Below are 20720 nucleotides of genomic sequence, written 5' to 3'. Positions count from 1 at the left end.
CAGCCTCAGAAAATGTGCTTAATTTTCAGGCCTGAACAGGGCCTGAACCCTGCAGACCTGAGATGTACTGTAACTGGTGGCTTCAGCAGTTTCTCTTATGCTCAGTTTCTTGACCTGTCGGTAATACAGAACTTTCTTATGTCGTTCCTGATCGGCCTGTTTGCCCCGGTGAATCGCCACGGATAATCTAGACACTTCCGAGCCGTTGATGGACTGACCCCGCCCCGGTAGACGATCCTGCCCTATAGTTTGGACTGACCCCACGCCTGTAGACAAATCCTGTCCTCACGACGAGGCCTGTTCGAAGGCCTCCGGACTGACGTCGCCGAGGTGGCTGTGGCGCCGGGACCGGTTATAGAAGACTTCAATGTAATCGAAGATCCGCCCGGGCCAGATCCCTGGTTTTATATATGCGTTTTCTGATCCGTTCTTTTTTCAGCGAACTGAAGAACGATTCGGCCACCGCATTATCCCAGCAGTTGCCACGCCGGCTCATGCTCGGCGCCAGGTTATTGGCCCGGTAGAAGCGCTGCCAGTCGTCACTGCCGTACTGGCTGCCCTGGACGCCCTTCTAAGAGTCAAGCTGTTATCGGGATACTGTTGATCCGCCTGTTTTGATTGCGCAGTAACGTGTAAACTTCGCGGGAGATATATCGCTTTAGACAGCGTATCGCTTCCATTTTTGTATGTCCTTCGGCTACACGCCTGGCGACATATTCCTTTGTTTTTGCGTCAGTTCGTAAGCGTCCGATGGCGATGATGTGAAGTGCACTATTTGCAGCACGATCTCCACCACGATTAAGTCGGTAACGGTTCGTTTTTCCAGAAGAAACGGGGACCGGGCTGACACCACACAGTGCCGCAAATCCTGATTCTGATCTTAACCGTTGAGGATTGTCTCCGGCAGTGATCAGCAACTGTGAAGCGCTTTCGTATCCGATAGCATTACGTTTAATCAGCTCAGGTGCCAACTCGTCGACAATTGCCGCAATCATGACATCCAGATCAGCGATTTCGTCATGTAACTCGAGATAGCGTCGGGCAAGGGACTTTAATGAAATGCGATAAACGTTGGTTACATTGCGGTATTCACTGGCATCAGGTCTCCAGGAACCCAGGGTCCTGATGAGCTGCATGCGCGTCATATTTCTGAGCTGTTCACGTAATTCATCCGGGGCAGAGATAATATTTGAATGGATAATCTGGAGAGCGACTCTGCGGGCTGATATTGCTGTTTTTCGGCAAGTTTTTAATACCCGCAGGGACTCAATCATGCCATCACGCGTTTTGGGAGTAACTGTCCTGATGCCTGAGAATGCTGCATGAGCGGCACATTCAGCATCAATTGTGTCACTTTTACCCCGTTTGCGTCGCTCCATCCGGTCTGGAGCAGTCACCTCAAGAACTTCTAACCCGGCGTTCTGAAAATAACGAAGCAAACCGGAACCATAGGTACCTGTGCACTCAACACCAATTCGCTTTAATGTCCCAAACGAGGTCATCCATGCCAGCATCTGCCGGTAACCTTGTCGTGTTGTGGAGAAATACTGAGTCCCAAGGACTTTATTGTTCTGATCTACGACAGCGGCAACGTGCAAATCTTTATGTGTATCCACGCCACCCACAACGGCAGCTTCGGTAACTTTATCAACCATGACAGAGCTCCTGTGAGGAAACAGAGTTGAATCTCCAGACAGATAACCCGGACAGGACAGTAACGAGACAAGCCGTCAGGCCCTTCTTGAGTCACGCGCATCGGTGAGGAGATGCCTCGCATGAAGGCGCTTCCGGCAACCGACGGGTCCAGGGCAGGACACAAAAGGTCGATCGCTGTGTGAGTCAGGATGCGGGAAGGTCTTCACTGCATCAGTAATCACACCAATCTGGTTAAACGGCAAACTAAGTGGTGGTAAAGACTGACATCGGCATTATTACTATCGCTGTGGAACATCACCCCGACGGGCTTACCACGGGTTTCCCATGCCATTTCCAGTGCTTTCATGGTAAGCCTGCTGTCCGGCGAGAACGACATGGCCCAGCCCACTGGTTTTCTTGAGAACAGGTCGAGAACAACGGCGAGGTACGCCCAGCGCTTAGGTCCATTATCCGGCACAACCCTGCAACCACCGTGATTTCTGTATATTCCGTTTCCGGAAAAGGCCATAAAGACGCCTACCCCATTAAGTTCAAATGGAGCATAATCTGCATCATTGAGAGTTAATTTGCCTTTTAACGCCATAGCGACCTACATCCATATAAATGATGTGGGTATAGTACAAATATATGAATCAAAAGCTAAGTCTAATATATTACAAGTTGTAACCACCGGTCTCATGAACCGATATTCAGAATTTTCTTAGAAACCACAACCAGGATCTCTGATTGTGGTAATGCAGGAACGCAATCCGGCAGTTCTCATTCACTCAACGTCCCCGTTGTGCAGATGAACGCTATACATAAGCCGACGTTTATAAAGGGAAACAATAACTCAGAAAGCGTGCAAGCGGTGCATTCATTGAGGGATTCTATGTGAAATAGCGAATCACTAAAGTGATGACTGCCCCTAACAGTGCCACGACCGCCAACAATTTTAAAATATGTGCTGAAATCGTATCTGTAAACATCACCATTACACCAGTGATAATAAACGCAATTGCAGCCAACCACATACTTGCTGTGGAAACTATGGGGCTCGCAACCCCGAGAATATCACCGAGACTATTGCCAAATGCAAATATAAAAGCAATCAGTGCTGGCCTAATCCACTTTTCGTTACGAGCATAATAAGAGTCATTGATATCTGCCATCATTTTTACCTCGAATTGAACGTAAGCCATTTGAATTTCTTAGTTCTTGTGAATGTTCGAAGGCTAACATAGCCTCATTGTGATCTTTGATACTAACAGTTTTTCTATTGTGTATTATTCAGTGTGAGTAGATTCATTTTTAGTGCTAACACCATGAATGACAATTGTTTTACCATCAGGCAGATGAACCCCTATCAAACGAAGGACAAAACCTCGCCAACCAGAATTTGCTTCCTTTATGCAGCGATACAGTTCGTTATTTTCGTTTTTCAGTTTATTCCATTCAAGAGAAAGGGTCTCGGAATCTAACTCTGAGATGTGTTTCACTTCATTGTTTATGCGTACAGTATTCATACCACTCCCAGTCATAAATAATCTCCATAGGTTTGATAAACAGGTTGAACATTGACAAAACTTCTTGTAGCAAGCTTTATCAAATAAGAATGCCATTAGGCTAACATAGCCTCATAGTGCATGTTGCTGCTAACTGGGCGTTTTTCATAATTGTTGATTTTTATTATTTGGCTCTTTCTTTCTGAATGGATTGCCATGACGGTTAAAAAATTCGTTCCAGTGATGTCGCAGGTATTCAATATTGATAGGCATTTGCAAGCGGGAAAAATCAATTTGCTTGCCTTCCAGTTGTAGCAAGTCTTTATCGACGGAGAGCACATCCGGGCTGAAACGGGCTTTCATTGAATCAGGGTCGATTGAAAAGTGCCAATTGTCAAAGAGGGTGTGGATGTCACTTCGCAGTAGAATCCCGTTTGTCACATCCGGCTCACCACCAGCATGACGGGGTTTAATGTGCGCTGCCTCAGTTCTTTGTCTGGCTCGAACGCCGGTAAGAACACACGTACCGGCGCAGTTTTTCCGGACATCTTCGGAAAATGGTGCCTGGTCCGGGCTCGACATTGTGATTTGTTCCTGCCCCTCCTGATACGTTCGGGAAGGAAAAGTTACTTTTGTTGATGTTACTGCGGGGATCGAGAGATAGGCAATTCCTCGCCGACTGAACTTTCCTCCATTAAAAACCTTCCGGATGGAGTAAGTCATGCCCACCAGGACAGGGTTACTCATTTCGACGATTTTGCTTTTGCAGTTTTCAACCGGATATAATTTTATGAAAGAGCCGGTGAATATGTCATAGGCTCCGTCTGGACGCTCAACACACAGAACAACATGTTCAAAGTAGTCCCTTGAGTCAGCGATAACCCAGTTGCCGGTCATGATCCGTTTCGTTTGGCAGGGACCCGTTTTGAAGATACCAGGCTTCAGGTCTGGAGTTAAGGTTCCAGTTTTCCCGTCCGTGCGAATGGAAATAATTTCCCCTGTTAACCCCAGCTCTTCCAGTTTCTGGAAGACAGGGCGAAGCCTGACGGGTTGAGGCTTATTCACTCTGGTGTTCATGTTGTTTCCGGTTTGCATCCCATTGTTCATTCAGGTTGGCACTGGCGTCCACGCCTAGTCATAAAAACGAGCCCTCGTCGCTAAGAGGCCTGTTCACGGCGTCCACATCAGAATCTCTTCAAAACTCATGAAATCCGTTATAGGTCAGGCAATCAATCAGCCAGATGCGAAGCTAGCAGGTCTCATTATCTCACAGGCAAAGCACCAACCATGCGGAGGGCATTCATTACTTCGTTAATACCAAACATTTCCTGTTCCGGCCATTCTTTCCCCGCTAATGAACATGCCGTGCAAGCTGAATTAAAACTATTAACGCGTTCACGATGCAGGGCCAGTAGTGCGACGACGATCAGCTCTCTTTCTTTTCCAACCAAATCTTGAATGCCCATAGTATGAATCCTAATTTGATTAACTTAATTGGCTATTTTACCCAGGGCATCACATAACTGTTATCCGGGCGCATCACAATGGTCCGATCCTTTTTATGTTCAATCGTCCATGTTTCCTGGCGTCGGAATTGCTTTGTCGCATCAACAACGATGACCGCGACAGTCTCAGAGTGATTCTCAATGAGGACGCAACCGCCCTCAGACGTAGTGTTGCCGTTAGCATCTGGGCATTGGCTGCTCCCGAATATAAGTGCTTCCTTGCCGTGGTCATCCATTCGCCAGCCCGGACTCATCACGATAGTCGGCTCCCTGAAAGGTCCATTCGTGTATTTCTGATACACTCCACTTTCCGTCGCACCATTTGCCAGGTCGCAACCTGACAGGCCCGCAGATAAAATAACAATGGTCGCTTTTAAATATCCCGTAAGGTAATTTGGCATTAGTGGTATCAACTCTGTCGGTTTTCAATAAAATGGTGGCGTGCAGTCAGCACATCTCAGAATGAGGTGCCTAACCAGGAAACACTGTCATCCGGTATAGGCTGGATTTTCCATCTATTCCTCGGTACCGAGGAAATCAGCCCAGCGAGCAGCCAGCCGGTCTGTATCCAGGTCATACACCAACGGGTTGAGCGTTTTGCCTTCAAACAGCTCTCCCGCCTCGATGCCCGGTTTAAAATGAACGGTGAGTGTGGACGGGTCTATACCCATCAGATCCGCGTCAAACAGCGCGTGCATTGTCGGCGTCAACAGGATGCCGTTCGAAGGGTTGTAGCGCGTCCCATGCTCGATATGAGCCGCTACCAGCACACCACCATTAACCCATCCCGTGACCGCACACCGACCCGCGAAATTCTCAACAAGGAGATTCTTGAATTTTGTCTGCGCTGCGCCGCTCCGCTGGGTCACAAAGCGCTCGCAAGGCTCTCCCTGAATGTCCACGTCAGGTTTTCGCTTCCGTTCGCTGGTGGCGTTCTCAGAGCGTTTTAACGGGATTCGTGGATAAGCCAGATTGTAGGCAGCGCCTGTGGTCATTTGTTCGATAACGGCCGGTGCATATCCATCCGCTTCGAGCTTACGGTAGGCGGCACGGTAGTCCTGCTGGGTTTTCACCGGAAAAATGTCGCCGCCGGTACCGTTACCGGGCGCGGAGATCTGTCGCACATACCGGAATATCTCCGAGCCAATCATCCACCAGCTGTTGTAGTTGAGCATGCAGCTCAGCAACCGTCATAACTTCAATTTGAGTTGTCATCAGATTTCCCTACTGAGTGATATTTAAGCAGGCAAGAACCATCCCACTGCCGAGCAAAACACAGGCCAGAAAGGTCGTACAAAGTTCCCACGCATCTCTGAGTCCTGAGCTGATGGCATTTATTTCATGATCGTCTGCCTGCTCAATGAGCCAGTCGACGTATTCATCGTGCTTTTTGTTAGAATCCATATTGGTTAGTGCTTATCATTTCCGGCCGTTCTGTGTGGCCGTCAGGAGGGTACTACTTACTTTTCTCATCTGACGGAAGGTATCGGAAAGTGTGCTGATCGGATGGCCTTCATTTCCTGCGGCCGCAGAATCACCGGCAACAAATTTCATGGCCACGGATACCTGATACGCCAGCCCAGAAAGAGCGGTATCGAACTGCTGAGCCTCTGAGCCAAAACGATAGGCATCCTCAACCGAGGCTCCTGTCAGCCATGCGTGTGCGATGAGTCTTCCTGTTTTTTCCGGGTTGTCGCGGGACACATTCGAACTGACGGTACTGCCAATAAGGTGATAAAGAAATCCGTCGCACCTCTCAGGGTATTCCCACATCGATTCACAGTACTCGTCATAGGCTCTCTGGATAGCGGCCGGGGACAACATGGACAGCTCCGGGTATATAGCCTGGAATTGCTGGTGGTATTCCGGATCGAGTTCGTCAACGTCACTGGATTTGAGCTCCAGCTGCTCCAGTCCGAACTCTCCCGCCCGGGGCCACAACGAGGCGAAACACTCCGGATTTCCCATGTACGCGCATGTCGCGGCGATAGCGTGGTTCCATTCCCACTCCGCTGATTTAACCTCGTTAAACAAAGATTCGGAAACCGGCGCGAAGCCACTGACAAAATCCGTGTTCCAGAGATGCGTGTAGGCACCGGGATTTTCATACACCGGCACATCCCATTCAGGCCGTGGGGGAAGACGGTCGAGTGTAAAGGGCTGGCGAAGGATCATGGACTGCCCCCGGTAGACAAAATCCCCCTCACCCTCGACAGGATTACCGAGAAGCAATCTGGTCGCATCCGCATTACAGGCGTCACGGTCAGGATATTTCCGGGGCAAATACGCATTGAAATAAGGGTGGTAGATCGCCTGACTATGGTCGGTATTATTGATCTCACGAGAATATGGCGCCGGGAAGACCGACCACTCCTCAATAGCCTCTGAGGCGGTCATTGTTGCCTGCGGAACGAGGTCTAAGGCTGTTGCCAGGTTATGGCCATTCTGTTTCACCAGTTGGACAAGTTTCTCGAACACGAAAACATTATCGCCATATACCTGATAGCTCACACCGGGGATACCGTCTATTGAGCGGAGCCTTTCGCGAATGACATCATCGTTCATATGATGATTGTGGAACTCATCCATACAAAAAAACCTACCAGCAGGTACTTCACGGCTCATAACGAATTCCTCACGGATTATTGAGACTCTACTTCAGACCGGTCTAAAGAGATGAAAGCGATGTACATCATAACATCAGCCAAGTCGGTGACTAATAGGTTGCATGACCTCATCATCAGTGTGAGATGTGCCCCACAGTCGTCTTACCCGTATCAACCTCCCTTGGTAGTTTGATCGGTCATATTGAAAGTCTGTTTGCGCTCTGTTGTAGGGGAAAAACAATCACGCTTTTTGCTTTCGCGCATCAAATGCACAACGCCTTTGCTGGCGTGCCCCAGATCAAACACAACGACCTGTCCAACCTCTATGCCCTGCCCAACCAGCTCCGGATCAATCATCATGACCTGGCCTAAATGCTCTGACTTTTGCTCAGTTCTAAACATAGTAACCCTCTCTTATTAAAAGCTAACGTTTATGGTGTAACTGAACTGGCGACTGCCATGAGTCAACAGCGTCAGATACATCATGAAGTTGCATGTCCTCATCCAACTAGTGCTTGTTAACTACAAAACATCGTGCCCGACATTAACAATGTGCAGCCATCAGTATCACGTATTTGACAATTGTGCCCTGGCAAGGCCGCCCGCGAATTTCGAGTAAACAGGAAGAAAATAAAAAGAAAACAAAGAGTTATAGCCTGATGTATACGCGCCGATCGGGAATCAGGCGAAGCCTGACCGCACGGAAGGGTCTGGCAGGGGGCATTAGGGATGAGGACATGCAATTGTGTTATCACGTCCGCACCAGCTGTCGTGGAAATCATCCCCGGCCGGTTAACCCGGTTTCGGATGTTCACCAGTTTTCCGGGTAGCAAGGCCAGCTCATCCAGACATCGAGCACCTCGGTATCACTGACCGCCGCAGCGTAAATCCCGGCACCCGGGAAGAAATAGACAGGCAGGCTGGCGGCGGGTGACGTGCTGTCATCCGTCAGGGAGCCGACAACCTCATGCGGCCCCCGGAGTAAATCACCCAGGTAGTCATCCGGCCTGATGCCGTTGCGGGATGCAGCCATCTCCACAAACTCCGCCAGCGGATGGCGGGTCGGATAACCCCTGAACACTTCATACGATGGCGAAACACATTCGCCGCTGGTGGACCGCCCCCAGTACCCGGCCAGTTGTTCCGGACCGAGTCCACAGGCATGTTGGGTGACCTGTGCTTTAAACTGTTCGAACGTATTCATTCCTGAAGTCCCTGTAGGGTATATTTGGCAAACCTCCCTGCCAGCGTCACTACCGGCAGGACACCGCATTGTCAGACGCGACCACCGGCTATGAACCGGCAAGACGTCAGTCGCCCGCCAGCCCGGGTGAGGTGGAATACAGTTTACCAGTTCCGGCCGACTGACTTTGCCGCCAGGAGACGCTAATTACACTATTATTGAATCTTTGCATCTTCGATGACCAATATCGCCCCGACGCTGAACGCTACTGGAATGCATCTCTTGCCACGATTGAAAGGATCAAACACACCTACCGCGCAAAAATCCGGAACTCCTGATCCAGTCTTTCGGCCATAACAGCCCAACGCTAATGTATGTCCATTAGCGTTGGGCTGTTATGATGGCTGTGCCAGTTTATATTACCGGACTGATCATGATAGGTACTCTGAGACCATGTAAGAAATGAACAACCCATTACTGCTTAAGGCGAGCAAGTAGATTTTGTTTACGTTTCCATGCCCGCCAGGCCCGTAACTCCCCAGCCCCCTTCAGAGCAATGAGAAATTTGTTGGTCCTTCAGTTGTTGCCACCTTACTGTCTTCGCAGGCCGTCAGGCAGACACTTTTAAGTCGGTGGTTGTAGAGGCCAATACGGGCGATTTCCTGGAGATAATCCCGTTCCTCCATCGTTAGCGACTGCCCTTCCTGTGATTTTGTGATCATGTCCTGCCAGTTCAGCAATTTCTCGTAATTCACATGCTCACTGGTGTCGAGACAATGCAGACGGAAGTAACGTATAAACAGCGGAAATTCATCAGTCTGGGCTATATTGGATGCTCTGACGGTGAGCCGACACAAACAAACGATGGTGTCCTGCTGCATTCTTATCAGCGTATTCATGCTCTGGGGTAAGATGTCCGGCAGCTTCATGTAGCAGTCGGAAAGACGCTGGAGAAGTGGTCCTGCTTCCGCAGGCTCACGGCCCTGATAAACCTTCAGGGGTTCAGTCCCCAGTTCCTGCATCATGGGATGATACAACCACTCTCGTGACTCCGTCTCATCAATGATAATTTTCTCGATACGTTCGCTGTAGGTTCCATCTCGCCTGCCAAGTTGTACCTGACTGATTTCGTATTCTATATCCGGCAGATCGATACGTAATGCTGCTACCATTTCCGAGGGATGGAGATGGTCGAACGTCAGCTTCCCGGCCACGCTGCGATCGGTATCAAGAAACACGGCGACACAGAGGTCGTTAACCTTCACAAACAGATCTGCCGTGGCGCCGAACATGCTTCCGCTGCCGCTTACCTCATCAAGTGGCACCTTCCCGCCTTCATAACCGGCCAGAAGATGCGGGAAACCGAGAAGATGTCTTTCCCGGACAACTTCAATAATTTTTCCCCGAATCGCCTCCATCAAGCCGTCACAATCACCGAAGAGGTCCGTGGTGTGGCTATAGTGCCAGAGTTTGACCTCACCCTGCCTGGCGATCAAATCCGTACGACACCCGGGGCAGATACAGTTGCATGCACTCCCTCTGCTTACTTCCGTGATGTCCAGATACCGTCCAGTTTCGCGATGGAGTCCGAAAGGAATCCCATAGGTATAGCTCTTTCGCATGTTATTTCCCCCGCAGCATACAGACATTCACTATATCGGACGAAAGCAGTATGACATTTCGATAAGAGGTCTTTTTTCATGAGTTTTTAAGTTGCTTTTATTACTGTGGCAGGGGCAAATGGATAAAGCGATGGCAATTCTATGCTGGTAAAAAGCTACTTTTCCGGTTGCCCGTCCCTCCACCAGCAGTGAGACTTATTAATACGGACGGAACCGGAATTAGTGAGCATTCCAACAGTGGGCTCACTTTCAGGACGAAAGCTGATTTAATATAAATACTGGACCCTACATTCAATGCAGTTTGTGTTGATCAATATAACCCATCATAAATTGCATAAGTTCCGGGTCACTCCGGGCAGAAAAAAGTACAGTCACTACGTTTTTCATCGCACTTGTCGCATTGCTGGCGTCAATAGCATTCTTGTCATTTATAATTGCATTATTCCCAATTTTATTAATCTGATTAATTACTTCATCCTCACTGATGCTTGTACTCCGGATTGAATCAAAAATCGGGTAGGCCTGCGCCGCATATTCAGTGAAGCGGACAGCATCAAGGCTCGATGCCAACGCCGCCTTTTCCTGTCGGGAATATACCGCCAAAGCGGTCTGACTCAGCAACTCCGAAGGCGTCTCGCAGGCCGCAGTACTGGTGTTCCCCTGGATCATGCCCATTCTGAAAAAATTCGAGACAACCTTGTTTATTTCATCATTCATTATCTGGCTGAAACCAACTTTTGGGTCTGAGGTAGTGAAATTTGCCCTGTAGTTCTCAAGCGCCAGAGAGGCAACCTCTGCGTTGCCCGTCTGAGTTGCGTTACAGGCGTAACGGTAACCTTCATCCAGTTTTTGACTGAACTCGTTTAGGCTCGCCGCGTTTAAATAAAAGGAGATGAATGGAAGAGTTAAAATTAATAAAGGTTTAATTCCCATGCGTTTTACCACAACAGAGCAAGTAAAGCATTTTAAGTGAAGTTATTACTTTTCTGATTAAACTAATTCCCAGAGGTGGTAATAAATAATTTAATAAATTTATATGTTCAACAGACGATTTCATAAACCTCTTTTTGTTAAACGTCGGCTGTATAATGGTTCCCGGGATTTTCATTTTACTGACGAACCAGGGTCCATACACTGGCGGGGACTTTATCGTAGAGTTTTTTCATTGTCAATTCAGCTTTTCGATGGTCATATGCCCCGGAAATTTCTAGTGAAACTATACCAACATTCTTTTCACAGAGTCGTTCAAATACTTTTTCCAGTGTGTCAAATGAAGAGCACTTACGAAATTTCATCAAATACGCCTGTTTAGTTTCGGACATGGTCAACCTTAAGTTATTTTCAGCAAAAGTACAGTATCCCAATCTTATGTGGATTTGTTCCGGGAATCTAATTTTTTTTGCAACTATTTGACGTATAACTCCGGCTCGTTGCTGAACTGGCGGGCCCCCTTTTTTTGTTTCACGATGACTCCAGCCCGGTAGTTCGCTGGACTGCGACGTAGCCCGATACAACAGGTTTATCAATAGCTTACGCGCGTCCATCATATGCCGGTGCTTTCTGAAACTTGACCCGGTTCTCCCTCGCGCCGCTCCTATCTGGCTCCTGGAATCCGGGTCGTTCCAAGGAGTCATCATGGCAAAGATCAAGCTCACCAAGACCGCCGTAGAGTCGGCGCAACCCCAGGCGAAGGACATCGAACTACGGGATACCGTCGTGCCCGGCTTCCTTTGCAAGATTACCCCGACGGGACGCCGGGTGTTCATGCTCCAGTACCGCACGAACTCTGGCCAGCCCCGCAAGCCCTCGCTGGGACTCTACGGGGAGCTAACCGTCGAACAGGCGCGGGTCAAAGCGCAGGACTGGCTGGCCGAGGTTCGCCGGGGTGGTGATCCCGGCGGTGCCAAGGCCGAGGCGCGCAAGGCGCCCACGATGGCCGAGTTGTGCAAAAAGTTCATGGAGGACTACTCCAAGAAGCGCAACAAGGTCAGCACGCAGGACGGCTACCAGGGCGTCATCGACCGCAACATCATCCCGCTGCTGGGCCGCAAGAAGGTGCATGACGTGAAGCGGCCCGACATTGCGGGGCTCATGGAAAAGCTGGCCTACAAGCCGACCGAGGCCAACAAGACCTTCGGCGTGCTGCGCAAGATGTTCAACTTGGCCGAAGTCTGGGGCTTCCGCCCGGACGGTACGAATCCGTGCCGCCACGTCCCGATGTACCCGCCGGGCAAGGAAACCCGGCTCATCGTGGACGAGGAAATGGTGCGGATCTTCCGCCAGTTGGAGAAACTGGAGGCGGAGGGGCTGGAGAACTACGTCATCCCGTTGGCGATCCGGCTGCAATTCGAGTTTGCGGCGCGGCGCTCCGAAATCTGCCCGCTCGAATGGAGCTGGCTGGACTTCGAGAACCGGCGCGTGGTGTGGCCCGACAGCAAGGTTGGCGGCATTTCCAAGCCCATGAGCGAGGAAGCCTATCGGCTGCTTTCGACGGCGCCGCGTCTGGAAGGCTGCCCTTACGTCCTGCCGTCGCCGAACGACCCGGCCAAGCACCTGACCTTTGGCGAGCACTATGGCGGCTGGTGCCGGACGCTCAAGGCCGCCAGCGTGCCGCACGTAGGCACGCACGGCATCCGTCATCGCTCGACCACCGACATTGCCAATTCCGGTGTGCCGACCAAAGTGGGAATGAAGCTGACGGGCCACAAGACCGTGGCGATGTTCATGCACTACGTCCACACCGAGGACAAGCCGGTGCGCGAGGCGGCCGAGCTGGTGGCCAGCCGCCGCCAAGCCATCACGGGCGCGCGGCAGCTTGCGGAGGCGGTGGCATGAACGGGCGCCGGCCATCAGCAGCATCGCTCGCAGCGCCCGCGGCGCTGCTGGGCGACATTCGGGCACTGATCGAGGCGGCGCGCAAGCGCGCCGCCTCGACGGTGAATAGCGAGCTTACGATGCTCTACTGGCGCATCGGCCAACGCATCCACACGCAGGTCTTGGACAGGCGCCGGGGCGCCTACGGCAAGGAAGTTCTGCCCACCTTGGCTGCGCAGTTGGTGGAGGAGTACGGCAGCAGCTTTGCAGAGCAGAACTTGCGCCGCATGGTGCAGTTCGCCGCCACCTTCCCCGACGAGCGAATTCTCGTATCACTGATACGAGAATTGAGCTGGACGCACTTCATCGCCCTGATGCCGCTGAAAGACCCGCTCCAGCGGGACTACTACGCACAGATGGCCAGCACCCAACGCTGGAGCGTGCGGACGCTGCGCGAGCGTATCGACTCGATGCTGTACGAGCGCACGGCGCTTTCCCAAAAGCCGGAAGAAACCATAGCGCAGGAGTTGGCGACCCTGCGCGATGCGCAGCGCATGTCGCCGGCCCTGGTCATGCGCGACCCGTACATCCTCGACTTCCTGGGCCTGCGGGACACTTGGCAGGAAGGCGACTTGGAAGCGGCGATCATCCGTGAAATGGAGTCCTTCCTGCTGGAGCTGGGCGCGGGCTTCTCATTCGTCGCCCGGCAGAAGCGCATTCCGATCGACGACGAGGATTTCCACCTTGACCTTCTGTTCTACAACCGCAAGCTGCGGCGGCTGGTTGCGGTGGAGTTGAAGGTAGGTGACTTCAAGGCGGCCTACAAAGGGCAGATGGAGCTTTACCTTCGGTGGCTAGACAAGCACGAACGGGAGCCGGAGGAAGCCTCGCCGCTCGGGATCATCCTTTGCACCGGCAAGAAGCGCGAGCAGATCGAATTGCTGGAGCTGGACAAGTCCGGCATCCACGTTGCCGAGTATCTGACCGCCTTGCCGCCGAGGGGCGTGCTGGTGGAGCGGCTGCAACAGGCAACGCAACGGGCGCAGTTGCAAATCGAGCAGCGCAAGACGGACAACGAGTAGTCCTGTCCCAAGCAGTCGGGCGTCCCGGCGTGCCGCCGTCGCGCTGTCGTGCTGCGCATCGAGCTTCGCTGCGCGAGTCTCGCCCCTGTCGGGCTTCCATCACTGACGCCTCCGTCCCGGCTCGTTGATCCGGGCCTGCGCGCTCCGCTTGCCAAAAATCGACTCTGTGCAGTGGGCGGGTGTGGGCGGTCTTGCTGTTCCCTTCACCGTATCACGGCGTTCTCGCCGTCAAGGGCGGCGCGCGCCATGCGCGCTTGCGTCCTGGCGGCCGTCTGCGACCCCTGACTGCTTGCGCTGCGCCGTGCTGCCGCCGGTTCCGGGCAATTCCGCCCGAGCAACCGGAGCACGATCATGTCGCAACTGTCCTTTCCCTCGTTCGATTCCTGTCTGCTGGTGCGCGACGCGCACGGGCGCTATCTACCGGCATCGGCCGACGACATTCTGGAAGCTGCGCGCCAGGTCATTGACCGGAAAATGCAGCGCGGAGCAGAGTTCACTTCGCCGGCGGCGGTCAAGGAATACTTGCGTACAAAGTTGGCCAGCTTCGAGCATGAGGTGTTCGTAGTGCTGTTCATGGATACGCGCCATCGTCTGATCGAATACAGGGAGATGTTCCACGGCACTATTGACGGTGCGTCGGTGTATCCGCGCGAAGTGGTCAAGGAGGCGCTGCGGCTCAATGCGGCGGCGGTCGTCGTTTCGCACAACCATCCGAGCGGAAACCCCGAGCCGAGCGCGGCTGACCGGGCGCTGACCCAGCGGCTCAAGGAAGCGTTGGGTCTGGTGGACGTGCGCGTGCTCGATCACATCATCGTTGCGGGCAACGAAACGGCATCGTTCGCCGAGCATGGGCTGATCTAGCCCAAGGGGCTTCGGCCCCTTTTTGCTGCGCCTGGTGGCATAGCTATGGCCCTCGCGGCCTGATGCTCAGGCCGTCGCAACCTGAATCATCTCGTCGTAATGTTTCTTGTCCACCTCTTCCAGCCACTGGAAGATGTTCCCGATGACGCTGTGGCTTTCGCCTGCCAAGTTTTCTGCGGATTCCTCTGTTATCTCAATAACGTCGCTATGTGAATACTTATTGATAAAGCGGTAGATTTTTTCTTTAAGCTCTGGTGTCGTGATGGTGCAATCTTTTAGGCCAGCCTCCATCAATTGACTAATGTCGCTTCGCCGCCTTGGATATTTGAAGGTAAAAAACGATTCAACAAGCTTTCGGGCGAGGTTGGCGGTCAAGAACGCCTCATCTCGATTGAGTGTCGTGTGCGCCCTATATTCGTAAAGCTTCTTGAAGATATAGTGGTACTCGGAACCGTAGTTCTTGAGTGAGTCGTCGGCATCCACAAGTAGGGAGTGACGAGGGGAGCCAGGTGGCGCATCCAGGCGATAAAAGAAGCAATTCTCGGCGTTGCCTTTTTTGACTCGATTCCTATTGGTGCCAGTGAACCAGTCTCTCACTAGCTTAAAGTAAGTGAAGTTGTGAGTCAGCACAAAAAGTTGCTTGGCTTCAGTGCATTGCGTTCTCAAAAACGAGTAGGCGTGAAACAAGTGATTAGAATCAAAGCTTGAGACCGGATCGTCAACGACGACGATCGTATCCTTGATGTTATTTCCATTTTCTTTGAGCTTCGTGATGAAATAGACAAATGCAATCGCAGTCTTCTCACCTTCGCTCAAATTCCCATCGTGCTCACCAACCCCGTTTCTGATGATCTCATAGCCTTTCTTCTTCTGATTGAAGTTCAGGCAAAGCTCAGAGCGGCCAATGAAGCGATGCAGGATGTCATTGAACTCCTTTGCCCCGACCGTTTCATTCGAGAGCGCCGCTTCTATGGCTCCGACCTCTAGACTAATTTTTTCAATTTCCTTATGGTCGTTCTTTGCTTCTGACTCAAGGTCATTGCACTTCTTCTCACTTCCAGCATAGTCAAACTCTTGCACCTCAGCCGCAGCAAAGTGAAGCTCCAGTGCCACCTTGCTTTTTGAGGTCTCAGATTTGAAATTTGAAGTCTTATTGTTGTGCTTTCCAACGAGAGCAACAATCGACTTCAGGATGTCATTGAAATTGGTGACATCGTCTTCAACCACATCCGAGATCTGAATGTCTGTCTTCCCAGGGTCTGTGATCTTGGCCTTCAGGGCTTCCCGCCAGGCGTCCATTTGCTGGTCGATCTTTTCAGCAGCAGTTGCGTAGTCCTTTTGAAGCTTTTCTGCCTCGGCCGATAGTTCTTTATAAAACTCGGTCGATGCGGGAAACTGATTAGCTGGAGCGCCTTGAGATTCAATCCATGTCGCCGCATTCTGAAGTCGGCTCTGAAACTCCGTGAACTCCTTGCTGAAGTGGGCAGCAAGCGCCTCGGCACGAAGCTGGGCGAACGGAGAGCCGCAGAACTCGCAGGATTGCGAGTCGTGGTTTTTATGGATTTCCAAGCCTGCTTGAACCCATTCGCGGATGTCCGGGTTATCGGTAAGCCGCTGGATTGCTTGATTGACCGCCGTAGTCCCAATCAAATCTCTGATGCGGCCCGCCGCTTTCTTAAAGTAGTCCGGCTCAATGGCCGTTGAGGCGAAAGCAATGCTTGGAAGCTGATCTGGCTTGGCGGCATTCGTAAGGTCGATAACCCTCTCATCTGGAAGAACCGACTCCGCCTTGATAATTGTCTCGCCGTTATTCTGTATGAAGTTGGAGAGCTTGCGGCGGTCGTAATTCAAGTAATAACTGTCGCTCGTATCAATCGCCTGAAGTCCAAGCTTCATTTTCTTGGCAGCATTGGTCAGGAACTTCTCTAATGCCTCACGCTGCTTCTTGATATCGCTTTGCTTGTCGTCGTGAGCCTTCTTTTTCGACTGAAGCTCGCTCTTCAGCTTCTCCAGCTTCTGCAAGTCATCAATCTTCTCTTTCGCAATAAGAAGGATGCTCTTTACGGATTTGTCCCAATCAATGTTCTCATGCACGAAGCGTTGATTGAAAACATGAATATTCAATTGGGATGAGTGGAGTGTGGATTCCGTGATCGTTGAGCCATCCTCCAGAACTACTGAAAATTGGCCCGTGCTGAAGCGGGGAACCATCGAGCGAAGCTCAAAGCAAGAGAATAGATTCGATAACGTTGACTTGCCTGTTCCATTCCAACCATAGACCAGGTTGTACCGGCCGAACTTTTGGATCTTCGTTCCATTGAAGTCGCTGAAGATTCCGAACTGTTTGAGGCGGTTGATGCAGACAATCATCTCTAGATCTCCGTGTTCTTGCTTTCCCATCATTAGCTTGCGAAACAAATGGTAAACGAAGAGTCCTCTTGCGTCTCCGCTTCGCGGATCGCGCTGCTCCAGGTTCGCTAGTCGCTCATCCCTGGCGGGACTGGCTTCGCCAGCCTTCCGCATCGCTGACGCCTACGGCCCGGCTTCCAGCTTCGGGCCTGCGCGCTTCGCTTGCGTGCGGTCAGCACAAAGGGATGGCCGTTGCCTTGTCCAGCCGTCTCCCCTGACTTCATCACCTTACCCGCGACCGTAGCCCGCGCCCGTGTGCCGTCAAGGCGCGCAGGGCCGTGTCCTCGGCTGCGCCTGCGGGCCGCACCCACCCTGCGCTTGGCTCCTTGACGGCCCCCGTCCGCGCGCTCCTTTGGCCGCGGGCGATGAACTCAGGAAAGACGGTGGCAACAGGGCCAACCGGGTTCCTCGTGCCGACCGCACCAAACAGCCGAAAGGCTGGGCTCCGAATCTAGAAATCCGGTGTGCGGTGTGAACAGCAAACCTCTTTTGTCAGGAGAAAGACCATGCAACTCGCATCCCGTTTCGCTTTCCGCTCCCCCTCGCTGCGCAGCGATTACCCGCTGTCCGACGACCAGATTCACCGCGTGGCCCCGTCCATCTTCGCGGATGCCCCGCACGAGAGCCGTTCGCAGCGGTACGCCTATATCCCCACCGCCGCCGTGCTGACCGAGCTTCGCAAAGAAGGCTTCCAGCCTTTCATGGTGACGCAAACCCGCGTGCGCGACGAAGGCAAGCGCGAGCACACCAAACACATGATTCGCTTGCGCCATGCCAGCCAGATCAACGGCGCGGAGGCCAACGAAATCGTGCTGCTGAACTCGCACGACGGCACCAGCAGCTATCAGATGCTGGCCGGAATGTTCCGGTTCGTGTGCAGCAATGGCCTTGTTTGCGGCAACACCGTGGCCGATGTGCGAGTGCCCCATAAAGGCGACGTGGCCGGTCTGGTCATTGAGGGCGCTTACGAAGTCTTGAGCGGTTTCGATCGGGTGAAGGAATCGCGCGATGCCATGCGCGGCATCACCTTGGACGATGGCGAATCCGAAGTGTTCGCCCGCGCCGCGCTCGCCCTCAAGTACGACGACCCCGACAAGCCCGCGCCCATCACGGAATCGCAAATCCTGATGCCGCGCCGCTTCGACGACCGCCGCCCCGACCTGTGGAGCGTGTTCAACCGCACCCAAGAAAACCTGACCCAAGGCGGGCTGCGTGGCCGCAGCGCCAACGGGCGCCGACAGCAAACCCGCCCGGTGCAGGGCATCGACCAAAACATCCGACTGAATCGCGCCCTCTGGCTGCTGGCCGATGGCATGCGCCAGTTGAAAGCCTGAATCCCCACGCGGCAGGGGCAGGCAGCAGCCCTTGTCGCTTTCTTCGCTGCTGCATTCCTGAACCGATAGGAGTTATCACCATGAACGCCGTTACCCAAACCGAAGCCCGCGCCATCAACACCGCCGCCGCTATCCCGCTGGAAGCCGCTGACCCGACCAAGAACCTGATTCTGGTTCCGCTGTCGCGGCTGGTGTCGCGCCCCACTGGCCGCAACGTGCGCAAGACCCCGCGCATGTCCATTCCCGAACTCGCCGCCAGCATCCAGCGTGTCGGCCTGCTGCAAAACCTCATCGTGATTGCCGCCGCCGACGGCGAGCATTACGAAGTCGTGGCCGGTGGCCGTCGCCTCGCAGCGTTGAAGCTGCTGGCGAAGAAGCACCGCATCAGCAAGGAATGGGAGGTGCCTTGCCTGCAGGTGGCCGATGGCACCGCACGCACGGCCAGCCTGACCGAGAACGTGCAGCGCGAAGCCATGCACCCCGCCGACCAGTTCGAGGCGTTCGCCGCGCTGGTGGCCGAAGGCCGCAGCATCGAGGATATCGCAGCGGATTTTTCCGTCACGCCGCTGGTGGTGCAGCGCCGCTTGAAACTCGCCAACGTCTCGCCGCGCCTGCTGGCCGACTATCGCGCCGAGGCCGTGAGCCTTGACCAGTTGATGGCCCTTGCCATCACCGACGACCACGCCGCGCAGGAAGCCGCGTTCTACGATGCGCCGACATGGCAGCGCAGCCCGCACAACCTGCGCGACCGTCTGACCGAACGCGAAATCGACGCCTACCGGCATCCGCTGGTGCGCTTTGTCGGGCTGGACGGCTACGAGCAGGAAGGCGGTGGCATCCGCCGCGACCTGTTCGCGGAGGGCGACAAAGGCGTGTATCTGACCGATGCCGCACTGCTGGAACGGCTGGCGCAGGACAAGCTGGCAGGTATCGCCGCCAAGGTGCAGGCCGAGGGCTGGGCGTGGGTGGATGCCACGCCGGGCATGACCCATGCCGATCTGCAAGCCTTCCAGCGTGCGCCAAGGGAACGCCGCAGTCCGAACAAGCGCGACGCGCAGCGCATCGAGAAGCTGCAAACCAAGCTGCACGAACTGGCCGAAGCCGTGGATGCCGCGCTGGACGACGAAGACGAAGAAAAGGCCGATGCCTTGCAGGAAGAAGGCGAACGCCTGGGCGAGCAGTTGCAGGCGCTGGAAGAAGGCTTGCTGGACTATGCGGCCAATGTGAAGGCCGCAGCCGGTGCCATCGTCACCATCGACCGCGACGGGCAGGCCGCGATTCATCGCGGGCTGCTGCGCGAAGCCGAAGCCAAGGCGCTGCGCACGCTGGAACGACTGCGGCAGGGTTTCGGCAGCGAAGGCGAAGCCGCAAACGAGGACGAAGGCGAGGACGACGAGCAGCCCAAGACCGCCACCATGTCCGACCGACTGGCGCAGCGGTTGAGCGCGCACCGTACCGCCGCGCTGCAAATCGAAGTGGCCCGGCATCCGCAAGCCGCGCTGGCCGCCGTGGTGCATGGCATGGTGCAGACCGTCTTGCAGGAAAGCCACTACGGCCACGACCTGCCGCTGGGCGTGCGCCTCACGGTGCAAGACCGGCTGGAAGGCATGGCCCCGGACTGGCCGGAATCACCCGCCGCCGTGGCGCTGCGCGAACTGCAACAGGTGGCAGGCGAAACCTTGCCGGAGGACAGCGCCGAACTGTTCGCCGCGCTGCTGGCGAAATCACAGGATGAACTGGTGCGGCTGCTGGCCGTGTGCTTAGCTTCCACGGTGGACGTGGTGACGCCTCGCGCCACGCCGCACCAGCCCGGCGCGGAACTGGCGCAGGCCGTGGGGCTGGATATGGCCGCGTGGTGGCAGCCCACCAATGAGGGTTACTTCCGGCATGTGCCGAAGGCCGCGATTCTGGAAGCCGTTGGCGGGTTCGCGCCCTCGCACGTCACCCGACTGGCGAAGTTGAAGAAGGGCGACATTGCCAGCGAAGCCGAACGGCTCGCCGCTGGCACCGGCTGGATGCCCGCCATCTTCCGCACCGAAGGCCCGCAGCAGGCCGGGCAGGACGCGCCGGCGGATGGCGAAGCCGAAGCACAGGAAGAAGCGGCCGCCGTGGCGGATGTCCAGCCGCAGGCCGAGGCTTTGGCCGCGTGACTTCGCACCGTAGA

At 53.9% G+C, this 20720-nt stretch carries 20 protein-coding genes and 3 pseudogenes; 5 read left to right on the top strand and 18 right to left on the bottom strand.

Translation table 11 applies throughout. From position 1 onward, the window contains the following. Nucleotides 1-18 precede the first annotated feature (18 nt). The 17 genes and pseudogenes from SK39_RS27255 to SK39_RS23605 all read right to left on the bottom strand — a co-directional run. Nucleotides 19-171 (bottom strand): annotated as a pseudogene (locus SK39_RS27255) (recombinase family protein); the annotation flags it as partial. 114 nt (nucleotides 172-285) lie between these two features. Next, nucleotides 286-562: pseudogene (locus tag SK39_RS26545) on the bottom strand (IS3 family transposase); the annotation flags it as partial. Between the two features lie 16 nt (nucleotides 563-578). Continuing rightward, a complete protein-coding gene (locus SK39_RS23675) occupies nucleotides 579-1655 on the bottom strand; it encodes an IS110 family RNA-guided transposase (protein WP_000227969.1) in 1077 nt (358 codons plus the stop codon). A 272-nt stretch (nucleotides 1656-1927) separates the two neighbouring features. Continuing rightward, nucleotides 1928-2095 (bottom strand): annotated as a pseudogene (locus tag SK39_RS23670) (DDE-type integrase/transposase/recombinase); the annotation flags it as partial. Nucleotides 2096-2525: 430 nt separating this feature from the next. Beyond that, nucleotides 2526-2837: a hypothetical protein gene (locus tag SK39_RS23665; RefSeq protein WP_032610398.1), complete on the bottom strand. Its 312-nt coding sequence runs from the start codon at nucleotides 2835-2837 to the stop codon at nucleotides 2526-2528. 84 nt (nucleotides 2838-2921) lie between these two features. After that, entirely contained in the window at nucleotides 2922-3176 is a 255-nt protein-coding gene (locus tag SK39_RS23660) for a hypothetical protein (RefSeq protein WP_022652197.1), read from the bottom strand. A 129-nt stretch (nucleotides 3177-3305) separates the two neighbouring features. Next, entirely contained in the window at nucleotides 3306-4217 is a 912-nt protein-coding gene (locus tag SK39_RS27435; RefSeq protein WP_022652196.1) for an HNH endonuclease, read from the bottom strand. A gap of 185 nt (nucleotides 4218-4402) precedes the next feature. Beyond that, nucleotides 4403-4606 (bottom strand): hypothetical protein, encoded by a 204-nt coding sequence (locus tag SK39_RS23650; protein ID WP_022652195.1) that lies wholly within the window; start codon nucleotides 4604-4606, stop codon nucleotides 4403-4405. Between the two features lie 32 nt (nucleotides 4607-4638). Then, nucleotides 4639-5046 carry a hypothetical protein gene (locus tag SK39_RS23645; protein ID WP_015063157.1) on the bottom strand — a complete coding sequence of 136 codons (408 nt, stop codon included), beginning with the start codon at nucleotides 5044-5046 and terminating at the stop codon, nucleotides 4639-4641. Nucleotides 5047-5160: 114 nt separating this feature from the next. After that, nucleotides 5161-5769: an HNH endonuclease gene (locus SK39_RS23640; protein ID WP_225622165.1), complete on the bottom strand. Its 609-nt coding sequence runs from the start codon at nucleotides 5767-5769 to the stop codon at nucleotides 5161-5163. Nucleotides 5770-5869: 100 nt separating this feature from the next. Continuing rightward, complete coding sequence (locus SK39_RS23635; protein WP_032610397.1) at nucleotides 5870-6049, bottom strand: hypothetical protein; 180 nt, start codon at nucleotides 6047-6049, stop codon at nucleotides 5870-5872. Nucleotides 6050-6064: 15 nt separating this feature from the next. Further along, nucleotides 6065-7270, bottom strand: coding sequence for a hypothetical protein (locus SK39_RS23630; protein WP_015063155.1), 1206 nt, complete (start codon nucleotides 7268-7270; stop codon nucleotides 6065-6067). A gap of 152 nt (nucleotides 7271-7422) precedes the next feature. After that, on the bottom strand, nucleotides 7423-7653 hold the full coding sequence (locus SK39_RS23625; protein ID WP_022652194.1) for a hypothetical protein: 231 nt from the start codon (nucleotides 7651-7653) through the stop codon (nucleotides 7423-7425). A gap of 409 nt (nucleotides 7654-8062) precedes the next feature. Next, nucleotides 8063-8455: a hypothetical protein gene (locus SK39_RS23620; RefSeq protein ID WP_022652193.1), complete on the bottom strand. Its 393-nt coding sequence runs from the start codon at nucleotides 8453-8455 to the stop codon at nucleotides 8063-8065. 527 nt (nucleotides 8456-8982) lie between these two features. After that, nucleotides 8983-10056, bottom strand: a complete 1074-nt coding sequence (locus SK39_RS23615) for a competence protein CoiA family protein (RefSeq protein ID WP_022652192.1) — start codon at nucleotides 10054-10056, stop codon at nucleotides 8983-8985. Between the two features lie 291 nt (nucleotides 10057-10347). Continuing rightward, complete coding sequence (locus SK39_RS23610; protein ID WP_015063153.1) at nucleotides 10348-10989, bottom strand: hypothetical protein; 642 nt, start codon at nucleotides 10987-10989, stop codon at nucleotides 10348-10350. 176 nt (nucleotides 10990-11165) lie between these two features. Beyond that, nucleotides 11166-11378: an Hha/YmoA family nucleoid-associated regulatory protein gene (locus tag SK39_RS23605; RefSeq protein WP_022652191.1), complete on the bottom strand. Its 213-nt coding sequence runs from the start codon at nucleotides 11376-11378 to the stop codon at nucleotides 11166-11168. A gap of 313 nt (nucleotides 11379-11691) precedes the next feature. Between SK39_RS23605 and SK39_RS23600 the strand changes: the two genes are divergently transcribed. The 3 genes from SK39_RS23600 to radC all read left to right on the top strand — a co-directional run bounded on the left by SK39_RS23600 (nucleotide 11692) and on the right by radC (nucleotide 14813). After that, nucleotides 11692-12891 carry a tyrosine-type recombinase/integrase gene (locus tag SK39_RS23600; protein WP_014603550.1) on the top strand — a complete coding sequence of 400 codons (1200 nt, stop codon included), beginning with the start codon at nucleotides 11692-11694 and terminating at the stop codon, nucleotides 12889-12891. After that, entirely contained in the window at nucleotides 12888-13952 is a 1065-nt protein-coding gene (locus SK39_RS23595) for a PDDEXK nuclease domain-containing protein (protein WP_016487843.1), read from the top strand. The genes SK39_RS23600 and SK39_RS23595 overlap by 4 nt, the downstream gene beginning before the upstream one ends. 351 nt (nucleotides 13953-14303) lie before the next feature. Continuing rightward, nucleotides 14304-14813, top strand: a complete 510-nt coding sequence (gene radC / locus SK39_RS23590; protein WP_016487841.1) for a RadC family protein — start codon at nucleotides 14304-14306, stop codon at nucleotides 14811-14813. 66 nt (nucleotides 14814-14879) lie between these two features. Here radC and SK39_RS23585 read toward each other — a convergent pair whose 3' ends face one another. Further along, a complete protein-coding gene (locus SK39_RS23585) occupies nucleotides 14880-17336 on the bottom strand; it encodes an ATP-binding protein (RefSeq protein ID WP_016487840.1) in 2457 nt (818 codons plus the stop codon). 392 nt (nucleotides 17337-17728) lie between these two features. On the opposite strand from SK39_RS23585, the gene SK39_RS23580 reads away from it, so the two are divergent. After that, a complete protein-coding gene (locus SK39_RS23580) occupies nucleotides 17729-18556 on the top strand; it encodes a DUF932 domain-containing protein (RefSeq protein WP_003092327.1) in 828 nt (275 codons plus the stop codon). An 80-nt stretch (nucleotides 18557-18636) separates the two neighbouring features. Beyond that, complete coding sequence (locus SK39_RS23575) at nucleotides 18637-20706, top strand: ParB/RepB/Spo0J family partition protein (protein ID WP_006379606.1); 2070 nt, start codon at nucleotides 18637-18639, stop codon at nucleotides 20704-20706. Nucleotides 20707-20720 lie beyond the last annotated feature (14 nt).

Origin of the sequence: Citrobacter sp. BIDMC107 (assembly GCF_001037575.1) — a bacterium.
GTDB classification, from domain to species: domain Bacteria; phylum Pseudomonadota; class Gammaproteobacteria; order Enterobacterales; family Enterobacteriaceae; genus Citrobacter; species Citrobacter freundii.
The sequence above is the reverse complement of the archived record's forward strand: the minus strand, read 5'-3'. Positions and strand labels throughout refer to the sequence as shown.

Bases quoted from the DNA above. Each gene is read 5' to 3' on its own strand.
- SK39_RS27435 (WP_022652196.1), bottom strand. From the start codon at position 4,217: ATGAACACCAGAGTGAATAAGCCTCAACCCGTCAGGCTTCGCCCTGTC.
- SK39_RS23660 (WP_022652197.1), bottom strand. From the start codon at position 3,176: ATGACTGGGAGTGGTATGAATACTGTACGCATAAACAATGAAGTGAAA.
- SK39_RS23595 (WP_016487843.1), top strand. From the start codon at position 12,888: ATGAACGGGCGCCGGCCATCAGCAGCATCGCTCGCAGCGCCCGCGGCG.
- SK39_RS23665 (WP_032610398.1), bottom strand. From the start codon at position 2,837: ATGGCTTACGTTCAATTCGAGGTAAAAATGATGGCAGATATCAATGAC.
- SK39_RS23585 (WP_016487840.1), bottom strand. From the start codon at position 17,336: ATGCGGAAGGCTGGCGAAGCCAGTCCCGCCAGGGATGAGCGACTAGCG.
- SK39_RS23620 (WP_022652193.1), bottom strand. From the start codon at position 8,455: ATGAATACGTTCGAACAGTTTAAAGCACAGGTCACCCAACATGCCTGT.
- SK39_RS23575 (WP_006379606.1), top strand. From the start codon at position 18,637: ATGAACGCCGTTACCCAAACCGAAGCCCGCGCCATCAACACCGCCGCC.
- SK39_RS23635 (WP_032610397.1), bottom strand. From the start codon at position 6,049: ATGGATTCTAACAAAAAGCACGATGAATACGTCGACTGGCTCATTGAG.
- SK39_RS23645 (WP_015063157.1), bottom strand. From the start codon at position 5,046: ATGCCAAATTACCTTACGGGATATTTAAAAGCGACCATTGTTATTTTA.
- SK39_RS23675 (WP_000227969.1), bottom strand. From the start codon at position 1,655: ATGGTTGATAAAGTTACCGAAGCTGCCGTTGTGGGTGGCGTGGATACA.
- SK39_RS23650 (WP_022652195.1), bottom strand. From the start codon at position 4,606: ATGGGCATTCAAGATTTGGTTGGAAAAGAAAGAGAGCTGATCGTCGTC.
- SK39_RS23630 (WP_015063155.1), bottom strand. From the start codon at position 7,270: ATGAGCCGTGAAGTACCTGCTGGTAGGTTTTTTTGTATGGATGAGTTC.
- SK39_RS23610 (WP_015063153.1), bottom strand. From the start codon at position 10,989: ATGGGAATTAAACCTTTATTAATTTTAACTCTTCCATTCATCTCCTTT.
- SK39_RS23605 (WP_022652191.1), bottom strand. From the start codon at position 11,378: ATGTCCGAAACTAAACAGGCGTATTTGATGAAATTTCGTAAGTGCTCT.
- SK39_RS23600 (WP_014603550.1), top strand. From the start codon at position 11,692: ATGGCAAAGATCAAGCTCACCAAGACCGCCGTAGAGTCGGCGCAACCC.
- SK39_RS23625 (WP_022652194.1), bottom strand. From the start codon at position 7,653: ATGTTTAGAACTGAGCAAAAGTCAGAGCATTTAGGCCAGGTCATGATG.
- radC (WP_016487841.1), top strand. From the start codon at position 14,304: ATGTCGCAACTGTCCTTTCCCTCGTTCGATTCCTGTCTGCTGGTGCGC.
- SK39_RS23615 (WP_022652192.1), bottom strand. From the start codon at position 10,056: ATGCGAAAGAGCTATACCTATGGGATTCCTTTCGGACTCCATCGCGAA.
- SK39_RS23580 (WP_003092327.1), top strand. From the start codon at position 17,729: ATGCAACTCGCATCCCGTTTCGCTTTCCGCTCCCCCTCGCTGCGCAGC.